The organism is Burkholderia sp. MSMB1589WGS, from assembly GCF_001636105.1.
Classification (GTDB): Bacteria; Pseudomonadota; Gammaproteobacteria; order Burkholderiales; family Burkholderiaceae; genus Burkholderia; species Burkholderia humptydooensis.
On record NZ_LNJT01000006.1, the window covers coordinates 885,472 to 905,405 of the forward strand.

General features: G+C 70.0%; 14 protein-coding genes and 1 pseudogene. 7 read left to right on the forward strand and 8 right to left on the reverse strand.

Translation table 11 applies throughout. From position 1 onward, the window contains the following. Window positions 1-334 precede the first annotated feature (334 nt). Both WT16_RS06315 and WT16_RS06320 read left to right on the forward strand, forming a co-directional pair. Window positions 335-685: a hypothetical protein gene (locus tag WT16_RS06315; protein ID WP_063532911.1), complete on the forward strand. Its 351-nt coding sequence runs from the start codon at window positions 335-337 to the stop codon at window positions 683-685. A 215-nt stretch (window positions 686-900) separates the two neighbouring features. Further along, on the forward strand, window positions 901-3,420 hold the full coding sequence (locus WT16_RS06320) for a family 20 glycosylhydrolase (RefSeq protein ID WP_063532912.1): 2,520 nt from the start codon (window positions 901-903) through the stop codon (window positions 3,418-3,420). Between the two features lie 187 nt (window positions 3,421-3,607). On the opposite strand, the gene nagE is transcribed toward WT16_RS06320, so the two are convergent. The 8 genes from nagE to imuA form a co-directional block, all read right to left on the reverse strand. Then, window positions 3,608-5,407, reverse strand: a complete 1,800-nt coding sequence (gene nagE / locus WT16_RS06325) for an N-acetylglucosamine-specific PTS transporter subunit IIBC (protein ID WP_063532913.1) — start codon at window positions 5,405-5,407, stop codon at window positions 3,608-3,610. Window positions 5,408-5,524: 117 nt separating this feature from the next. Beyond that, window positions 5,525-8,089 (reverse strand): phosphoenolpyruvate--protein phosphotransferase, encoded by a 2,565-nt coding sequence (ptsP, locus tag WT16_RS06330; protein ID WP_063532914.1) that lies wholly within the window; start codon window positions 8,087-8,089, stop codon window positions 5,525-5,527. A 57-nt stretch (window positions 8,090-8,146) separates the two neighbouring features. After that, entirely contained in the window at window positions 8,147-9,154 is a 1,008-nt protein-coding gene (locus WT16_RS06335) for an SIS domain-containing protein (RefSeq protein WP_063532915.1), read from the reverse strand. Next, window positions 9,147-10,250: an N-acetylglucosamine-6-phosphate deacetylase gene (gene nagA, locus WT16_RS06340; RefSeq protein ID WP_006024454.1), complete on the reverse strand. Its 1,104-nt coding sequence runs from the start codon at window positions 10,248-10,250 to the stop codon at window positions 9,147-9,149. The genes WT16_RS06335 and nagA overlap by 8 nt, the downstream gene beginning before the upstream one ends. A gap of 100 nt (window positions 10,251-10,350) precedes the next feature. Beyond that, the gene (locus WT16_RS06345) at window positions 10,351-11,085 is read right to left on the reverse strand and encodes a GntR family transcriptional regulator (protein ID WP_015602079.1); all 735 of its coding nucleotides are present in this window, start codon (window positions 11,083-11,085) and stop codon (window positions 10,351-10,353) included. 295 nt (window positions 11,086-11,380) lie between these two features. Continuing rightward, complete coding sequence (locus WT16_RS06350; RefSeq protein WP_063532916.1) at window positions 11,381-14,578, reverse strand: error-prone DNA polymerase; 3,198 nt, start codon at window positions 14,576-14,578, stop codon at window positions 11,381-11,383. 5 nt (window positions 14,579-14,583) lie between these two features. Beyond that, a complete protein-coding gene (locus WT16_RS06355; protein WP_063532917.1) occupies window positions 14,584-16,059 on the reverse strand; it encodes a DNA polymerase Y family protein in 1,476 nt (491 codons plus the stop codon). After that, complete coding sequence (gene imuA / locus WT16_RS06360) at window positions 15,992-16,687, reverse strand: translesion DNA synthesis-associated protein ImuA (protein WP_041861768.1); 696 nt, start codon at window positions 16,685-16,687, stop codon at window positions 15,992-15,994. Before imuA ends, WT16_RS06355 begins: the two co-directional genes overlap by 68 nt. A 226-nt stretch (window positions 16,688-16,913) precedes the next feature. Between imuA and WT16_RS06365 the strand changes: the two genes are divergently transcribed. The 5 genes and pseudogenes from WT16_RS06365 (at window position 16,914) to arsB (ending at window position 19,879) form a co-directional block, all read left to right on the forward strand. After that, window positions 16,914-17,249, forward strand: a complete 336-nt coding sequence (locus WT16_RS06365) for a metalloregulator ArsR/SmtB family transcription factor (RefSeq protein ID WP_063532918.1) — start codon at window positions 16,914-16,916, stop codon at window positions 17,247-17,249. Further along, entirely contained in the window at window positions 17,246-17,725 is a 480-nt protein-coding gene (locus WT16_RS06370) for an ArsI/CadI family heavy metal resistance metalloenzyme (protein ID WP_063532919.1), read from the forward strand. The genes WT16_RS06365 and WT16_RS06370 overlap by 4 nt, the downstream gene beginning before the upstream one ends. Window positions 17,726-17,734: 9 nt before the next feature. Next, window positions 17,735-18,230 (forward strand): annotated as a pseudogene (locus WT16_RS06375) (arsenate reductase ArsC). 16 nt (window positions 18,231-18,246) lie between these two features. Then, window positions 18,247-18,741, forward strand: a complete 495-nt coding sequence (locus tag WT16_RS06380; protein WP_063532920.1) for an arsenate reductase ArsC — start codon at window positions 18,247-18,249, stop codon at window positions 18,739-18,741. Between the two features lie 64 nt (window positions 18,742-18,805). Continuing rightward, complete coding sequence (gene arsB, locus WT16_RS06385) at window positions 18,806-19,879, forward strand: ACR3 family arsenite efflux transporter (protein ID WP_063532921.1); 1,074 nt, start codon at window positions 18,806-18,808, stop codon at window positions 19,877-19,879. Window positions 19,880-19,934: the final 55 nt, after the last annotated feature.

The following is a 19,934-nucleotide window of genomic DNA, read 5'->3' on the forward strand; positions in this document are numbered from 1 at the left end:
GCGCCCGGACACATCGCGCTCGGGCGGTCTTTCCGTAGCGCCGGCGCGCGTCGTTTTCGACTACGTCCCGGCTTCGGTCCCCTTCCTTGACGCGCCGCTCGCCGCGCGCGCATCCCGGCTTCGCCGACGCCGGGCGCGCTCGGCCGCCGCGTTCGCGCATTCGCATTCGACCTCACCGCGCGCCCCGCTCGCCACACGATTCAATCCAGCCCTTTTTGAACGATCAAATGCCAATTCGATTCCAGATTGATACCACTTGAACACCAATCGAAGGTTTCATAAGATCTTTCACACACGGCCGCTCAGCGGCCGCATCCACGTCGGTGGAGGAGACATGAAGGAACCCCATTGGGTCCGCTTGGTTCGTCCGGCCCGCGCGGCCGGGCTTGTCGCTTCTCGCCCGGCCGGCGCGCGGAGCTTGCAGCCGCGCCGGCCGGCCATGATCGGCGCAGGCCGTCCGTGGGCGGCCGGTTCCGCGAATCCCGCGCGCCACGTTGCGCGAGCCGCCGCTCGTGCCGACATGCACGCCGACATTCCGGCCACGGCCTGCGCCGACATTTCGGTCGACATTCCGGCCAGCGCGCCGGCCGATATCCGGTTCGACGCGCGGCGCGCCGCCGCGCCCAAGGCGACCGGCGCCATCGCAAACGCCGTCTCCCCTTCCTCGTCCGCGCGGCGGCGCTGATGAATCCGTCCGCGCCCACGCGCACGCGCCGCCGCCCCGACCGGCACGATCGCCCGGAACCCGACCCGTGACGCGCGCTCGCGCGCGCGGCCCCGCTTCGCCCCTCCCTTCCCGCGCGCGGCTCCCGAGCCTTCTCCGCAGCTTCCTTGAAAGACCCGATCGCAGCGACGTATTTCCCCGGCGTCGTATCGCCGTTTTTTTGCCAAGGAACCCCCATGAACCGAATCTCGCATTCCCTGTGCGCCGCGTTATTGGCCGCGACGGCGCTATTGCCGGCGGCCTCGCGCGCGCAACCGCCCGCGCGAGCCACAACCGGCGCGGCCGTGACCGCGACAACCGCCGCCGCTCGCCCCGCGTCCGCGCCCGCCACGCCCGCCACGCCCGCCGAGCTCGCCGCACTGCTCGCGAACGGCCTCGCGGTGCGCGTCGCCGTCGACAACAATCACGCGGCGTCCGCCGGCGTGCCGTGCGCCGATCTCGGCGCGGACTGGGCAAGCTGCGCGACGGGCCGCCTGATCCTGCAGAATCGCGGCCACCCGACCCTCACCGACGGCGGCTGGAAGCTCTATCTGCACAGCATCCGCCGGCTGCTCAGGATCGACCGCCCCGGCTTCACGCTGCGCCATCTGACGGGCGATCTGTACGAGCTGACGCCGCAGCCGGGCACGGTGCGGCTCGCGCAGGGCGAGCGGATCGAGTTGCCGTTCGTCGCCGAATACTGGCTGCGCCGCTACAGCGACGTGATCCCCCGCCCGTACGTGGTCGTCGACGGCGCGGCGCCCGCGGTGCTCCGCTACGACGATACCGACGACGAGCTGCGCTACGTCGAAACGCTGCCCGCCGACGCGCAGAACAACTCGCCCGGCAATGCGCCGCCCGCTGCCGCGCAGCCGGTCGCGAACCGCGCGCTGCCGAGCGTGAAGCGGCAGCGCACGCTGTCCGGCGCGCTCGATCTGCGCGGCGTCGAGCTGACGCTGCCGGAGTTGCCTTCCGCGCAGGTCGCCGCGCTGCGCGACCGCGCGGGCACGCTCGGCCTCGACGGCGCGCGCGTGCCCGTGTGGGGCGCCGTCGCGCCGCGCCGGCTGCCCGCCGACATCGCGGTGCCGGGCGGCTACCGGCTCGCGATTGGCCCGCGCGGCGCGTTCATCGAGGGTTACGATCGCGCGGGCCTCTACTACGGCGTGCAGACGCTGTTCTCGCTCGTGCCGGCGGGCGGCGCGACGGTGCCCGCGATGCTGATCGAAGACGCGCCGCGCTTCACGCACCGCGGGATGCACGTCGACCTCGCGCGCAACTTCAAGCCGCCCGCGACGCTGCGCCGGCTGATCGACCAGATGAGCGCATACAAGCTCAACCGGCTGCATCTGCACCTGTCCGACGACGAGGGCTGGCGCATCGAAATTCCCGGCCTGCCGGAGCTGACCGACGTCGGCGCGCGCCGCTGCCACGATCCGGGCGAGACGCGCTGCCTGCTGCCGCAGCTCGGCTCCGGTCCGGACAACCGCTCGGGCGGCGGCTACCTGACGCGCGACGATTACGTCGCGCTGCTGCGCTACGCGGCCGAGCGCTTCGTCGAAGTGATCCCCGAGATCGACATGCCCGCGCACTCGCGCGCGGCCGTCGTGTCGATGGAGGCGCGCTATCGCCGCCTGCATGCGGCGGGGCGAGAGCAGGAGGCGAACGCGTACCGCCTGCTCGATCCGCAGGACACGTCGAACCTGCTGACCGTGCAGTTCTACGACCGGCGCAGCGATCTGAACCCGTGCATGCCGGGCGCGCTGAACTTCGCGTCGAAGGTGATCCGCGAGATCGCGTCGATGCACGCGGACGCGCAAGCGCCGCTGCGGATCTGGCACTTCGGCGGCGACGAGGCGAAGAACATCCTGCTCGGCGCGGGCTTCCAGCCGCTCGACGGCGCCGATCCCGGCAAGGGCCGCGTCGATCTTGCCGCGCAGGACAAGCCGTGGGCGCGCTCGCCCGCCTGTACGGCGCTGCTTCGGCGCGGCGAGATCAAATCGATCGACGAGCTGCCGACGCGCTTCGCGAAGCAGGTCAGCGCCGTCGTCAACGCGAACGGAATCGGCACGATGGCCGCATGGCAGGACGGCATCAAGCACGCGAGCGGGCCGCAGGATTTCAGCACGCGCAGCGTGATGGTGTCGCTGTGGGACACGATCTTCTGGGGCGCGTCCGACAGCGCGCGCGATCTGAGCGCGAAGGGCTACCGGACCGTGCTCGCGCTGCCCGACTACCTGTACTTCGATTTTCCGTACACGCGCAATCCGCGCGAGCGCGGCTACTACTGGGGCTCGCAGGCGACGGACGAGTACAAGGTGTTCTCGCTCGCGCCGGAGAACCTGCCGCAGAACGCCGAGGTATTCGGCGATCGCGACGGCAACCCGTTCGAGGTGACGAGCGCGGGCGCGGCGCCGAGCATCGAGGGCATCCAGGGGCAGGCGTGGGGCGAGGTGATGCGCAACGGGCCACTGCTCGAATACATGGTGTATCCGCGCCTGCTCGCGCTCGCCGAACGCGCGTGGCATAAGGCCGACTGGGAACTGCCCTACGCGGCCGGCGTGCGCTACAGGCTCGGCGACACGCATCACGTCGACACGGCCGCGCTCGAGCGCGACTGGGCGGGCTTCGCGACGCTGCTCAAGCAGCGCGAGCTGCCGAAGCTCGAGCGCGCGGGCATCGGCTATCGCAAGCCGACGTTCACGCTGACGGGCGAATGACGGGCGGCCGGGCGATGCGCCGCGTGCGCGTCGCCCGGCTCGTCGTTCGTCGCTCGTCGCGCAAAGACAACTCGCGCCAACCACCCCGCACCGAAGAAAAAACGGCTCGCGAATATCGCAAGCCGTTTGCCACATTGCCCGATCGAAGCCGAACCCGCATCGCGGATTCGGCCGCCCCGCCGTCGCGTCAGGCGGGCTGCGCCGCCGCGCCGCCGTCCGACGAAGGCAGACGCGCCGCGAGCTGCTGCGCATAGCGCGGCGCCGACGGGCCGCAGACGATGTGGAACGTGTCGCTCGCGACCCACGCGACGTCGAGCGTCGCGAGGCGCTGGCGATCGACCGCCGACGGATCGCGCACGACGACGCGCAGGCGCGTCGCCGCGACCGCATCGAGCGACGCCACGTTCGTCGCGCCGCCGAACACCGCGAGCCAGCGCGTCGGTTCCGGATCGAGCGGGCCCGCCTGCGCGCCCGCCGCCGTTGCCGCAGCGGCCGGCGCAGCCGTTGCAGTTGCCGCAGCGGCCGGCGCAGCCGTTGCAGTTGCCGTTGCCGGGAATGACGTCGCGCCGCTGCCGAGCGTCGAGCGGATCTCATCGGCGATGAGGTCCGCCTCCGGCCCGATGATCACCTGCACGCTGCTGCCGCCGCGCTTCAACACGCCGCGCGCGCCGATCGTGCGCAGATCCGCTTCGGACACCTTGTCCGGATCGACGACGGACAGCCGCAGCCGCGTCGTGCACGCATCGACGACCGACAGGTTCGCCGCGCCGCCGAGCGCCGCGATGTAGCGCTGCGCGCGCGGCACCGAAGCGCCCGCCGTCGGCGCGACGAAGCCGCCCGACGCGAACGACTGCGCCTGCGCGTCGGCGCCCGCCGGTTCGCGGCCCGGCGTCGCCATGTTGAACTTGCGGATGAAGAAGCGGAAGAGGCCGTAGTAGGCGACGCCATACGCGAGGCCGAGCGGGATGGCGATCCAGCCCTTCGTCGACAGCCCGTAGTTCAGCACGTAGTCGATCGCGCCCGCCGAGAACGTGAAGCCGAGCTTCACGCCGAGCAACTGGCAGATCGCGAGCGAGAGCCCCGTCAGCACCGCGTGGATCACGTAGAGCACGGGCGCGAGGAACATGAAGCTGAACTCGATCGGCTCGGTCACGCCCGTCAGGAACGACGTGAGCGCCATCGAGAACAGCAGGCCGCCGACGATCGCGCGGCGCTCCTTCGGCGCCTCGTGAAACATCGCGAGACACGCGGCCGGCAGGCCGAACATCATGATCGGGAAGAAGCCCGCCATGAAGCCGCCCGCGGCCGGATCGCCCGCGAAGAAGCGATGCAGGTCGCCCGTCACCGCCGCGCCGCCCGACGCCGGCGTGAACGTGCCGAACACGAACCAGACGAGCGAATTGATGATGTGGTGCAAGCCCGTGACGAGCAGCAGGCGGTTCAGGAACCCGTAGACGAACGTGCCGATCGCGCCTGCCGTCAGCAGCCACTGGCCGACCGCGTCGATCGCGTGCTGGACCGGCTGCCATGCGTAGCCGAACACGACCCCGAGCACGACGCACGCGAGCCCCGTGATGATCGGCACGAAGCGCTTGCCGCCGAAGAACGCGAGGTAGTCGGGCAGCTTGATGTCCTTGTAGCGGTTGTACAGGAGCCCCGCGACGACGCCCGCGATGATCCCGGACAGCACGCCCATGTTCAGCTTCGGATCGATGTCCTTCATGATCGCGACTTCGATCAGGTAGCCGATCGCGCCCGCGAGCGCCGCGACGCCGTTGTTGTCCTTCGCGAAGCCCACCGCGACGCCAATCGCGAACAGCAGCGGCAGGTTGTCGAAGATCGCGCCGCCCGCGTCGGCGATCATCTTGATGTTGAGCACGTCCTGCTGCCCGAGGCGCAGCAGGATGCCCGCCACCGGCAGCACCGCGATCGGCAGCATCAGCGCCCTGCCGAGGCTCTGTATTTTCAGAAACGGATTCCCGTCCATTCGATCCTCCAATCCTTTATCGTGTCTCGTCGTTGAATAGTTGATCAGGTCTCTTCGATTGAAACGTGCTTGAAACGTGCTTGAAACGCGCGCGATTCGCCGGACGACGGACGTGCGTCATTCCGCCGGCCAGATCTCGCGGCTTGCTGCCCTCACCGCCTGCGCCGATTCGAGCGCGAGCAGGTCTTGCGCGCGCTGGCGGCACAACTGGTAATCGAGATGGCGCACCTGCGCCTTGATACCCGGCACCGACACCGGGTCCACCGACAATTCCGTCACGCCGAGGCCGACGAGCACCGGCACCGCGACCGGATCGCCGCCGAGCGCGCCGCACACGCCGACCCACTTGCCATGCTTGCCGGCGCCGCGCACGGTCGCGTCGACGAGCCGCAGCACGGCCGGATGCAGGCCGTCCGCCTGCGCGGCGAGATCCGCCTGGCAGCGGTCCATCGCGAGCGTGTATTGCGTAAGGTCGTTCGTGCCGATCGACAGGAAATCCGCGTGCTTCGCGAGTTGATCCGCGAGGAGCGCGGCCGACGGCACCTCGATCATCACGCCGACTTCGACGGGCTGCTCGCGGCCCATCGCGCGCGCGAAATCGTCGATGCGCTTCCTGATCCGCACGAGCTCTCCGACGTCCGTCACCATCGGCAGCAGGATTCGCACCGAGCCGTACGGCTTCACCGAAAGGAGGCCCTGCAACTGATCGTCGAGCAGATCGGGGCGCACCTGCGCGAGACGGATCCCGCGCAGGCCGAGCGCCGGGTTCGGCTCGGGCGGCAGCGTCAGGTAATCGACTTCCTTGTCCGCGCCGACGTCGAGCGTGCGGATGATCGCGGTGCGCCCTTGCAGCGCGTCGACGATCGATTGATAGCTCTGCTGATGCTCGGACGTCGTCGGCGCCGCCTGCCGGTGGATGAACATCAGCTCGGTGCGCAGCAGGCCGACCGCGTCGGCGCCGTTGTCGACCGCGACGCGCGCGTCATCGAGCGTCGCGATGTTCGCGGCGACCTCGATCCTGTGGCCGTCGCGCGTCACCGCCGCTTCGCCCGACATCCGCCGGTTCGCCTCGCGCACGCCGGCAAGACGCTGCCGCTCGTGGCGCGCGCGCTCGACGTCGAGCGCGGTCGGCGCGTACTCGAGGCGGCCCGCGCTCGCGTCGACGACGACCTGCGTGCGCTGCGGAATCGCATACAGCGCGTCGCCGACCGCGACGAGCGACGGGATGCCGAGCTGGCGCGCGATGATCGCCGCATGCGAGGTCGCGCCGCCGCGCGCCATCACGAGCGCCGTCACGCGCTCGCGATCGAGCGACGCAAGATCGGACGGCGTGAACTCCTCCGCCGCGAGCACCGCCTCGGCCGGCAACTCGCGCGCGGTCGCGCTCGCGTAGCCGAGCGCGCGCAGCACGCGCTTGTCGATGTCGCGCAGATCGGCCGCGCGCTCGGCGAGGAGCGCGTCGTCGACGTCGGCGAGCACGGCCGTCTGCGCGCGGATCGTCTCGCGCCACGCGTAGCCCGCGCTCTTGCCGAGGCTGATCAGGTCGCGCGCGGCGTCGACGAGCGCCGGGTCCTCGAGCAGCACGCGGTGCACGGCGAAGATGCCGGCTTCGCCGATCGCGCCGCGCTTCGACGCTTCGCGCACCGTCGTCTCGAGCTGCGCGTCGACTTCGGCGAGCGCGCGGTCGAGCAGCCGGCTCTCGGCCGCGGGCGTGCCGCTCGCGAGCTCGGGCGGCGCGATGTCCGCGTCGTCCCAGCGCACGAGCGCGCCGAGCGCGATGCCGGGCGCCGCGCACACGCCCGCGAGCGTGTTCGGATCGAGCGGCGCGTGGCCGCCGCTCGCGATGACGGGGGCGGGCGACACGACGCGCGCCGGCTTCTCCTCGGCTTCGCCGTGCGCTTCGCGCAGCAGCTCGTGCGCGACGAGCTCGACCGCCTTCGCCGCGTCGCGGCCCGTGGCGACGAGCTCGATCGTCGCGTGCTCGCCCGCGCCGAGGCCAAGCAGCCCGACGACGCTCTGCAGCGCCGCCTTGCGCCCGTCGAAATGCACGTCGACGTGCGCGTCGAGCCCGCGCGCCGCTTCGCGCGCGCGCGCGGCCGGCCGCGCGTGCAGGCCGCCCGGCTGCGTGAGCGTGATCGACTTGCGCGCTTCGGCGGCGGGGCCTGCGGAGCCTGCCGCCGAACCCGCGCTTGCCGCCGCGCCGCGCGCGCGCAGCGTGAGCAGCGGCGTCTCGCCCGCCTTCGCGACGCCCGCGCCCGCGCGCCCGACGACTTCGAACGCATCCGAATTCGCGATCGCGATCACCGATACGAGGCTGTGCGCGGCGCGCGCGATCGCGTCCTGATCGAACTCGATCAGCAGATCGCCCGCCGAAACGCGCGCGCCTTCGGCGATCTTCGCCGAGAAGCCGAGCCCGTTCAGCTCGACCGTGTCGATGCCGATGTGCAGCAGGATCTCCGCGCCGCCGTCGGCCGCGACCGTCACCGCGTGGCCCGTGCGCGCGACGTGCGACACGACGCCCGCGCACGGCGCGAGCAGCCGGCCCTCGAGCGGATCGATGCCGATGCCGTCGCCGAACATGCCGCCCGAGAACACGGGGTCGGGCACGTCGGCGAGCGGCACGACGGGCCCCGTCAGCGGAGCGACCAGCACGATCTGGTCGTGGGATGCTTGTTGCTTCAACTGTGACTCCTCGGCACGTCTCATGGCTGTCTCGTCTCGTCGGTGATCGTCAGATCGTCAGTGTGTTTCGGTGACTTTGTGCAGATGGCGCGGCGCATCGGGATCGCGGCCGCGCGCGAGCGCGAGCCCGGCCGCCATCACGTAGAACGACAGGATCGCGGCGATCGGATCGAGCGCCGCATGCGCGGTGCGCGCGAGCGGCAGCGTCGCATCGGGCGTGCCCGCCGGCGCGGCGAGCAGCACGCGCGCGCCGCGCGCGCGCATGTCGCGCGCGAGCTGCAGCAGGCCCTCCTGTTCCGGCCCGGGCGGCGCGAACACGAGGAGCGGATAGTCGCGGTCGATCAGTTCCATCGGGCCGTGCCGCACTTCGGCGCTCGAGAACGCCTCGGCCTGGATGCCCGAGGTCTCCTTCAGCTTGAGCGCCGCCTCCTGCGCAATCGCGAGGCCGAGCCCGCGGCCGATCACGATCATCCGCTCGACGTCGCGCAGCTCGTCGACGGCGCCCGACCAGTCGAGCCGGCCCGCCTCGTCGAGCGCGTCGGGCAGGCCGCGCAGCGCGGATACGAGCGCGGCGTCGCGCTGCCAGAACGCGACGAGCTGCGCGGCGAGCGACAGCATCGCGATATAGCTCTTCGTCGCGGCGACCGACAGCTCGGGGCCGGCGAGGAGCGGCAACGGGTGCTCGCACGCGTGCGCGAGCGGCGACGGCAGCACGTTGACGGCCGCCACCGTCAGCGCGCCCGCGTCGCGCAGCGCGGCCATCGTGTTGACGAGATCCGGGCTCTTGCCCGATTGCGAGAACGCGAGCGCGAGCTGGCCCCGCACTTTCAGTGGCGCCTGCTGCAGCGTCGCGACCGACATCGGCAGCGACGCGACGGGCACGCCGAGGCGGCTCATCGTCAGGCTCGCGAAGTAGCTCGCCGCGTGATCGGAGCTGCCGCGCGCGACGGTGAGCGCGACCTGCGGCGTGTGCGCCGCGAGGTGGAGCGCGAGCGTCTCGACGCGGCGCGTGTCCGCAAGCTGCGCGGCGACGACTCGCGCCGACTCGCGCGCCTCGTTAAGCATATTCGACAATCGATTCTCCTTCGACGAAGGTTGCGGCCAGATTCAGTTCGCGATCGAACACGACGACGTCGGCCCACGCGCCGCGCGCGATGCGGCCGCGATCGGCGAGCCCGAGGTAGTCGGCCGCGTAGCGCGACATCCGGTTCGACACGTCGGCGATCGGCAGGCCGAGCGACACGAGATTGCGCAGCGCCTGATCCATCGTCAGCGTGCTGCCGGCGAGCGTGCCGTCGGCAAGACGCACGCCGCCCAGGCACTTCGTCACGCGCTGGCTGCCGAGCCGGTATTCGCCGTCGGGCATGCCGGTGGCCGACGTGCTGTCGGTCACCACGTACAGGCGCGGAATCGCGCGCAGCGCCGCGCGGATCGCGCCCGGATGCACGTGCAGGAGGTCCGGGATGATCTCCGCGTATTCGGCGTGCGCGAGCGCCGCGCCGACGATGCCGGGATTGCGGTGATGCAGCGGCGACATCGCGTTGAACAGGTGCGTGAAGCCGCAGGCGCCGTGCTTGAGCGCGGCGACCGCGTCGTCGTACGTGCCGAGCGAATGGCCGAGCTGCACGCGCACGCCGCGCGCGGCCATCTCCGAGATGATCTCGACGTGCCCGGAAATCTCCGGCGCGAGCGTGACGACGCGGATCGGCGCGATCGACAGGTACTTCAGCACCTCGTCGAGCACCGCGGACACCGCCGCGTCCGGCTGCGCGCCGAGCTTGCCGGGATTGATGTACGGGCCTTCGAGATGCACGCCGAGCACGCGCGAGCCGCCCGGCGTGCGCGTGCGCGCGACGTCGCCCAGGTTCGCGACGACGCGCATCAGCTCGTCGCGCGGCGCGGTCATCGTCGTCGCGAGCAGGCTCGTCGTGCCGTAGCGCGCATGCGTGCGCGCGATCGTCTCGATCGCGTCGCCGCCTTCCATCACGTCCGCGCCGCCCGCGCCGTGCACGTGCAGGTCGATGAAGCCGGGCAGGATGTAGGGCGCATCGTTCTTCGACGGGTCCGTCGCGTCGCCCGACAGCGCCGTGATCCGGCCGTTCTCGAATTCGAGCGTGCCGTGAATCCAGCCTTCGGCGGTCAGTATGTTTCCGGTCAGCATGACGTTCTCTGATATCTGGTGATGCGTATGGGGTCGGTACCGCTTGCTGCTTGCGAGAGGGCTTGCCAGTCGTCCGGGCTGCCGCGGACAGTCTGTCGTGTCAGCGTTTCAGCTCGGCGACGAAATCGTAGTAATCGTCGCGGCAATAGGTTTCGGTCGCTTCGATCGCCCGCCGATCGGCGCCGTAACCGATCCGCGTGATGACGAGGAGCGCCGCGCCCGGCACGAGGCCGAGCCACTGTGCGACGTCGGCCGCCGCATTCACCGCGCGAAAGCGCTGCGACGCGCGCACCACGTCGAGACCGCGCGACCGCAGGTAGCCGTACAGCGACCCTTCGAGCGCCTGCGGCTCGGGCACGCAGGTCGCGGGCAGCGTCGAGCGCTCGTACGCCATCACGACGCCGTCCGCGCGCCGCAGCCGCTCGAGGCGCGCGACCGTCGCGCCGGGCGACAGGCTGAAGCGCGCGAGCTCGTCGCGGCTCGCGGCGCGCAGGCTGCGCGCGAGCCACACCGAATCGGGCGCGAAGCCGCGCTGGCGCATCTTCGCGGTGAACCCGACGAGCCGCGACAGCGGATCCGCGACGCGCGGCGTGATGAAGCTGCCCGCGCCGCGCACGCGCCGGATGAGGCCCTGCTCGACGAGGAGCGCGAGCGCGCGGCGCGCGGTGATGCGCGACACGCCCGCCCCCGCCGACAAGCCGCGCTCGGACGGCAGCGCTTCGCCGGCGCGCCAGGCGCCGCCGTGAATCGCGCCCGCGAGATTGCGGGCGAGCTGCAGGTAGAGCGGGGTGTCGCTGCGGGCGTCGGGCGCCAGCGCCGACCAGCCGATGTCCATAGGTCTCCGGGTACGAAAACGGGAGGGCGTCGTCCGAAAAGCGAGGCCATTATATAACCAAAATAATACCAGTCAATTTGATCGAAACCGGAATGCCGGCTCGCCGGAAAGTGTTGTCAGCCAAGGGCCTCGACGTGTCGAAGCCCTTTATTTACAGGATATTTCTGGATAGGTATTTACCCGCATGCCAAAGACCGGCCGCTGGACACGGGGGTTGGAGCAAGCCGGATTTCGGCCGAATAGATACCGAAATAGCACCAGTGTTGCGCATTGGTATGCATCGATTCGCGGCCGGTCAATGGAATTCGCGGCTCTCGGTTCGCAAGCCCGCGATCAGCGGCGTCAGATCCTCCAGATATTGCGCGACGAGATGCCGGACATCGCTCTCGCACTGCCAGACGCCCGACACCGCGAGCAGCCGCGAATCGAGCGTCTCGCGCCGCTGCCGCTCGAGCAGCTCCGGCCGGACGATCACGTTCACGCTGCCCGTCTCGTCCTCGAGCGTGACGAACAGCACGCCCTTCGCCGTGCCCGGCATCTGCCGCGCGGTCACGAGCCCGCACGCGCGCGCGAGCTGGCCGTTGCGGCGATCGCGCAGCGCCGCGGCGGACGACAGCCGCCGCGCATCGAGCGCGGGCCGCAGCAGCGCGACCGGATGCCGGTTCAGCGTGAGGCCGATCGTGTGATAGTCGGCGAACACGTCGTCGGCCTCGGACGGCGCGCCGAGCGCCGGCCTCACCGCTTCGTCGATCGGCGCGGCGGCGAGCAGGCCGCGCTCCGGCACGGCGGCGACCGCCTGCCACAGCGCATCGCGGCGATTGCCGGCGAGCGTCGCGAACGCGTTCGCGGCGGCGAGCGCCTCGAGATCGCGGCGCTCGAGGCGCGCGCGGCGCGCGAGTTCGTCGACGCTCGCGAACGGCCCCGCCGCGCGCGCCGCCTCGATCCGCCGCGCGGCCTCCTCGCCCAGCCCGCGCACGAGCGACAGGCCGAGCCGCACCGACGGCCCGCCGTCGGGCGGCGCCGCGCCGGGCCGCGCTTCGAGCGACGCTTCCCAGTCGCTCTTCGTCGCGTCGATCGGCAGCACCGTCACGCCGTGGCGCTTCGCGTCCTGCACGAGCTGCGCGGGCGGATAGAAGCCCATCGGCTGGCTGTTCAGGAGCGCGGCGAGAAAGATCGCCGGCTCGTGGCACTTGAGCCAGCTACTTGCGTAGACGAGATGCGCGAAGCTCGCCGCGTGGCTCTCCGGAAAGCCGTATTCGCCGAAGCCCTTGATCTGCTCGAAGATCTGCTCGGCGAATTCAGGCGGATAGTCGCGCTCGCGCATGCCGTCGACGATCTTGCGCCGGTACTGCTCGATATTGCCCTTGCGCTTCCATGCGGCCATCGCCCGGCGCAGCTCGTCGGCCTCGCCGGGCGTGAAGCCCGCGGCGATGATCGCGATCTGCATCACCTGCTCCTGGAAGATCGGCACGCCGCGCGTGCGCTCGAGCGCCTGCTTCAGATCGGCCTTCGGATACGTGACGGGCTCGAGCCCTTGCCGCCGCTTCAGGTACGGATGCACCGCGCCGCCCTGGATCGGCCCCGGCCGCACGATCGCGACCTCGATCACGAGATCGTAATAGTTGCGCGGCCGCAAGCGCGGCAGCATCGACATCTGCGCGCGCGACTCGATCTGGAACACGCCGACCGTGTCCGCGCGGCAAATCATGTCGTATGTCTTCACGTCGCCCTGCTCGATGTGCGCCATTCCGAACGGCTTGCCATCCCGCGCGCCGCGCCACGCCGTGACCATGTCGAACGCGCGATGCAGCGCGGACAGCATGCCGAGCGCGAGCACGTCGACCTTCATCAGCCCGAGCGCCTCCAGATCGTCCTTGTCCCACTGGATCACGCGCCGCCCCTCCATCGCCGCGTTCTCGACCGGCACGAGCCGCGTGAGCTTGCCGCGGCTCACCACGAAGCCGCCCGAGTGCTGCGACAGGTGGCGCGGAAAGTTCAGCAGCCGCGCGGCGAGTTCGGCCCACGCGCCAATGAGCGGCGTGTCCGGATCAAGCCCGACCGACTCGAAGCGCGCGAGCAGATCGCGGCTGCCGTCGAACCAGCGATGCGCCTTCGCGACCCGCTCGACGAGCATCGGATCGACGCCGAGCGCCTTGCCGGTCTCGCGCAGCGCGCCGCGCGGGCGATAGGTCGATACGGCCGCCGCGAGCGCCGCGCGGTCGTGGCCGTATTTCTCGTAGAGATACTGGATGACCTCCTCGCGGCGCTGATGCTCGAAGTCGACGTCGATGTCGGGCGGCTCGCCGCGCTCGCGGCTGATGAAGCGCTCGAACAGCAGCGTGCTGCGCTCGGGGTCCACCTCGGTCACGTGCAGGCAATAGCAGACGACCGAGTTCGCCGCCGAGCCGCGCCCCTGGCACAGGATGTTCTTGCTGCGCGCGTATTGGACGATGTCGTAGACCGTCAGGAAATACGGCTCGTAGTTCAGCTCGGCGATCAGCGCGAGTTCGTACTCGATTCTTTTTCGCACCGTTTCCGGCATGCCGCCGGGATAGCGCTCGCGCGCGCCCGCCCAGGTTTCCTGCGCCAGATAGCTCGCCGGCGTATGCCCTGCGGGAACGATTTCATGCGGATATTCGTAGCGCAGCTCGTCGAGCGAGAAAGCGCATGCGTCGAGCATCCGGCACGTCTGCGCGACCGCGTCGGCCGGAAACAACTGCGCGATCCGCTGGCGCGTGCGCAAGTGCTGCTCCGCGTTCGGCGCGAGCGCATGGCCGCATTCGGCAATCGGCATCCCGAGCCTGATCGCCGTCATCGTGTCCTGCAGCGGCTTGCACGAGCGGATGTGCATCGTCACGTCGCCGAGCGCGACGAGGCGCATCCCGCGCCGCTCGCCCGCCGCCCGGACTTCCTCGCGATGAGCGCCGTCGAGCGCGCGCTGCAACTGGACGAGCCCGAGCCGCGCGCGCTCGCCGAACAGCGCGTCGAACCACGCGAGTTGCGCGTCGAGCACGTCGGCGCGCGCCGGATACGTCGGCACGAGAATCGCGAAGCAGTCGGGCACGCCGCGCAGATGCGCGAACGGCGGCGGCGGCGCGGCGAGCATGCGCGGCGTGAGCCGGTAGGTGCCTTTGGGCGCGTCCATCCGCCGCCACGAAATCAGCTCGGAGAGGTTGCCGTAGCCCTCCCGGTTCTGCGCGAGCAGCACGAGACCGAACGCGCCGGGCCCCGGATCGCGGCCCGGCGCGACGTCGTCCGGCGTCACGTCGAAGTACGCGCCGACGACGAGCGGCAACCCCTGCGCCTTCGCCGCGACGTGCATGCGCGGCGCCCCGGCGAGCGAGCATTCGTCGGTGATCGCGATGCCGCGATAGCCCTGCTTCTTTGCGCGCTCGATGAGCTCTTCCGCCGACGATGCGCCGTGCAGGAACGAGAAGTTCGACCGGCAGAACAGCTCCGCGTAATCGGGCAGGCTCTTGAACGGCGAATCCATGCCGCTCACCCGAACAGGCCGTGCAGGAACCAGCATTGCCCCGCCGCGCCGCTGCCGCGCTCCTGGTAGACCCAGTAGCACGCGCCGTCGCCGTCCTGCGCGATGCGATAGTCGCGCGCGACGAGCTGGCCGTCGAACCAGCCGGCCTCGATCCGCTCGATCGACGACACGAACCTGAGCGGCGTGCGGTAGAACGGCCGGTTCTCGCGCATCACGAGCGGCAGCGGCGGCGCGAGCAGCCACGCGGGACGCGGCGGCGCGACGCCCGGCACGGCCGGCTTGCCCGCCGGCGCGCCGAGCGGCAGCCAGCGGTTCGCTGCCTCGGGCCGGTGATCGGCGATGGGCGCCGCGCGCAGCACGTTGTCCGCGCCGAGCCGCGCGGTCAGGAGCTCGACGAGCCGCGCGCGCGCCTCGCGGGTGCCGCCCGGCTCGGGGAACAGATCGTCGGCGGGCGGCGCGACCGATTCGACGCGCGTCGCCGTCAGACGCACCGCGATCACCGCGGCGGGCAGCGCGACGCGCGCGAGCCGCTCGCCGAGGACGCGCATGAAGTGCGCCTCGTCGCGCGCGGGCTCGGCGAACGCGAGTTCGAGCGGCGTCGGCGGCACCGCCTGGCGGCCGCGCTCGTGCTCGAGCGCGAACGCCATCGCCGACAGCGACAACTGCCGCGCGGCGAGCCAGCCGCACAGTTGCACGACGAGCCGCCGCGCGACGAACAGCACGGCTTGCGCATATTCGACACGCTCCGGCAATTCGAGGCGCATGTCGAACACGGGCGGCACCGGCATCCAGGCGAGCGGCTCCACGGCGTCGCCGTATGCGCGATCGAGCGCGGCGACGAGCGCGGGACCGCAGCGGCGCGTGAGCCCCGCGCGCGGCAGGCGGCGCAGATCGGCGAGCATGCGGCAGCCAATGCCGTCGAACCAGCCGGCGTACGGGCGCGCGGCGGGCAGCAGCTCGCACGGCAGCGCATCGAGCGCGCGCGCGAGCGACGCCGCCCGCACGATCCGCCGCCGCGCGCCCGGCTTGCCCGGCGCGCGTGCGAGCAGCCACGCGCCGCGCCCCGTCGGCGCGGCGGCAAGACGCGCCGCATAGCCAAGCGTGGCGAGCGTTGCGCGCACCTGCCGGCACAGCGACGGCAGGCCGCCGAACAGCCGCAGGCTCGCGCCGACGTCGACGACGAGCGTCGCTTCGTCGTCGAGCGCGACGCACGGCGAGAAGCGCAGCAGCGCGAGCGCGACCGCGCGCAGCGCGTCGGCCTCGCGCGCCGGATCGCGCTCGACGAGCCGCGTGCCGGACGCGAGCGTCAGCACGCCGCCGCGCTTCATGCCGACGCGCACGCCATGCGCGCGCGCGGCCGAATCGGCGATCAGCACGACGCCCTGCTCGAGCACCGCACAGCCGTTGCCGCCGTCAGGCGACGGCGGTGCGCACACGTCGAGCGGCAGGCGCGGCAGATGGATGCCGAGCAAGACGCGCATAGCGGCTCTCCACGATGGGCGACGGCAATTCGAGCGAAAGCGGCTCGCCGCACGCCGGCCCGCGGCGCTTGACGATCTCGACCGACACCCCGCCCGGCGACGGATGCAGCGCGAGGCGCAGCACCGCGGGCGACGGCTGCTGCGCGGCGGCGAGCGGCCGGAACATCACGAACAGCGTGTCGCCCGCGCGGGCGGCGGCGAGATGCAGGCGGCGCAGCGCCTCGGCGCGCGTGTTCTGCTGCCACAGCAGGAGCGCGCCGCAGCAGCCTGTCTTGAGCGCCTGCTCGGCCGCCCACAGCGCGTTGGCGCCGCTGTCCGCGCGCAGCCACAGCAGCGCGTCGAGCGGCACACCGAGGCCGGCGAGCGCGCACGCGTGCGGCGGCTGCGGCGGCGCGACGAACGCGAGCGGCCGCCGCGCGCTGCCCGTCGCCGCGAGCGCGGGCGCGAGCACGCGCATCTCGCCGCAGCCCGCGTGCGGCACGAGCAGCTCGACGAGCCCGCCGACCGGCCAGCCGCCCCCCGGCAACTCGGCCGACAGCGCCGCATAGCCGGTATCGACCGTGCGCGGGCCGCCGCGCGCGAGCTGCGAGCCGCGCCAGAGCGTTATTCCCCCCAAGTCGGAATACATGGTTCTGTCGAGTAACGCATCAATAGAACGCGCCCGTTCATCGGAGCCGCGCATCTGCAGGGGCTGAATAACGGTGCGATTCATGGGGGAACTCTCATCAAATACTGTATAAATATACAGTTATTCTAACGCAAGATTCCGGGATTGCCAGAGGGCGTCGACGAACCCGCTGGTCGAGTGTGTGTCGATCCTTCGCAATATTCAATATTTCCATTATTATCGAATAATGGAAACGAACCAAACCATTGCTGCCCTCGCAGCACTCGCGCACGAGTCCCGGCTCGCCATCTTCCGTGCTCTTGTGCAGGCGGGCCCGGAGGGCATGCCGGCCGGGCAGATTGCCACGCTGCTAGATGTGCCGCCATCGTCGCTCTCCTTCCATTTGAAGGAGTTGGCGCATGCGCAGCTCGTCACTAGCCGCCAGGAAGGCCGCTTCGTCTTCTACTGCGCGAACTTCGAAACGATGAATGGCCTGCTGGCCTACCTCACGGAGAACTGCTGCGGCGGCAACCCTTGCTCGCCGGCAGCCGCCTGTTCGACGTCCAAGAAGCATCAATCATGAAACGCTTTCATGTTCACGTCGGCGTCGCCGATCTCGCCGAGAGCGTTCGCTTCTACTCGGCGCTGTTCGCCGCCGAACCGACCGTCGTCAAGGACGACTACGCCAAGTGGATGCTCGACGACCCGCACATCAATTTTGCGATCTCGCAGCGCGGCGCAGCGCCGGGCCTCGACCATCTCGGCGTGCAGGTCGAGAACGAGACCGAGCTTGCGGAAATGCACGCGCGTTTAAGCGCGGCGTCCTTGCCCGTCGACGCGCAGATCGGCACGGCGTGCTGCTATGCGCGTTCCGACAAATACTGGACGGTCGATCCGCAAGGCGTTGCCTGGGAGACATACCAGACGCTCGGCGAGGTTCCAACCTTCGGTGAATCCCGTAGCGCGCCGGCGGCTGAATCGAACGCCGACGCTTCTGCTTGCTGTTCCCCCGCGCGCGGCAAGCCGATCGGCGTGCCGGTGAAATCTTCCTGCTGCTGAGGTCCGACCATGAGCGGCAAGCGCTACAACGTGCTGTTCATCTGTACCGGCAATTCCGCCCGATCGATCCTGTCCGAAGGCTTGATGACCCAGCTTGGCGACGGGCGCTTCGTTGCCTACTCGGGCCGGCAGTCATCCGAAAGGCGAGGTGAACCCGTTCGCACTGCGCGAGCTGGCACGTTGGCAATTGCCGACCGAAGGGTATCGAAGCAAGAGCCGGGATGAATTTGCGGCGCCTGGCGCGCCCATGCTCGATTTTGTCTTCACCGTGTGCGGCAAGGCCGCCGGCGAGGTCTGCCCGATCTGGCCCGGTCAACCGATCACCGCGCACTGGGGCGTGCCTGACCTGGCCGATGTCGAGGGCTCCGACGAGCAGAAGCAGCAGGCCATGCACGACGCCGCGCTGACGTTGAAGCGTCGGATCGACCTGCTGCTGTCATTGCCGCTCACCAAACTCGATAACGTCGCGCTGCAGAAATCGGTGCGCGAAATCGGCCAACAGTAAATCTGGATTCTCGGACATGACCACGAACGTACTGATCCTCTGCACCCACAACTCGGCGCGCAGCGTGCTGTCGGAAGGGATGCTCAATCACTGGGCAGCGAAGCTCGGCAAGGATGTGCGAGCGTACAGCGCCGGCAGCGCGCCGAGCGGTCGCCTCAATCCGTGCGCGCTGGAGGCGCTGACGAACGCCGGTATCGACGTGAGCGACTACCGTAGCAAGAGCTGGGACGAGTTCGTCGGGGACAGTGCGCCCGAAATGCGCGTCGTCATCACGGTGTGCGATAGCGCGGCCGCCGAGACGTGCCCGTACTGGCCCGGTAGCCCCGTCAAAGTGCACTGGGGCTACGCCGATCCGTCGAATGCAGCGGGCGGCGACGAAGGCAAGCGCCTCGCGTTCGAACTCACACGCCAGGCAATCGGCTATCGCATGCTGCAGTTGCTGGCGCTGCCGCTCGATCGCATGAGCAATACCGAACTCCAGACAGCGTTGACCGAGATCTCGCAGAACTGAACATTCGCATGGCGGCCTGCCGAAACACGCGGCTGCCGACGACTTCAAGACCGACCCCTGTCCAATGAACGCGTCCAATGTCGCCCCGCCGGGCCAGGCCGTCGCAAAGCCTTCCATCAATTTCTTCGAACGCTATCTGACCGTCTGGGTTGCGCTGTGCATCCTCGCCGGCATCGCGCTCGGCCAGGTGCTGCCCGGCCTGTTCCAGCAGATCGGCCGGATGGAATATGCGCAGGTCAATCTCCCGGTCGGGCTGCTGATCTGGGTGATGATCATCCCGATGCTGGTCAAGGTCGACTTTGGCGCTCTGCATGAAGTGCGCCAGCACGTGAAAGGCATCGGCGTCACGCTCGCCGTGAACTGGCTCGTCAAACCGTTCTCGATGGCATTCCTCGGCTGGCTGTTCATCCGCCACCTGTTCGCGCCGATGCTGCCCGCTGATCAGCTCGACAGCTACATCGCCGGCTTGATCTTGCTGGCCGCCGCACCGTGCACGGCGATGGTATTCGTGTGGAGTCGACTGACGGGCGGCGATCCGCTGTTCACGTTGTCGCAGGTCGCGCTGAACGACAGCATCATGGTGATCGCCTTCGCGCCGCTGGTCGGCCTGCTGCTGGGGATGTCCGCAATCACGGTGCCGTGGGCGACGCTGCTCACGTCCGTCGTGCTTTACATCGTTATCCCGGTGATCATTGCGCAGATCCTGCGCAAGCGGCTGCTCGCGAACGGTCAGGCTGCATTCGATGCCGCGATGGCGAAGATCGGCCCGTGGTCGATCGCCGCGCTGCTGACCACACTCGTGTTGCTGTTTGCGTTCCAGGGCGAAGCGATCCTGAAGCAGCCGCTGGTGATCGCGCTGCTCGCGGTGCCGATCCTGATTCAAGTGTTTTTCAACTCGGCGCTCGCTTACTGGCTCAATCGCGCCGTGGGCGAGAAGCACAACATCGCGTGCCCGTCCGCACTAATCGGCGCATCCAACTTCTTCGAGCTGGCCGTCGCGGCCGCAATCAGCCTGTTCGGTTTCCATTCCGGTGCGGCGCTGGCCACCGTCGTCGGTGTGCTGATCGAAGTGCCGGTCATGCTGTTGGTGGTGCGCATCGTCAATCAGTCGAAGGGCTGGTACGAGTGCCGGACCTGACATGTCCACCCAGGCAAAGCCGCGCTATGCAGCAGCAAGGCATCGCAACGTTTCT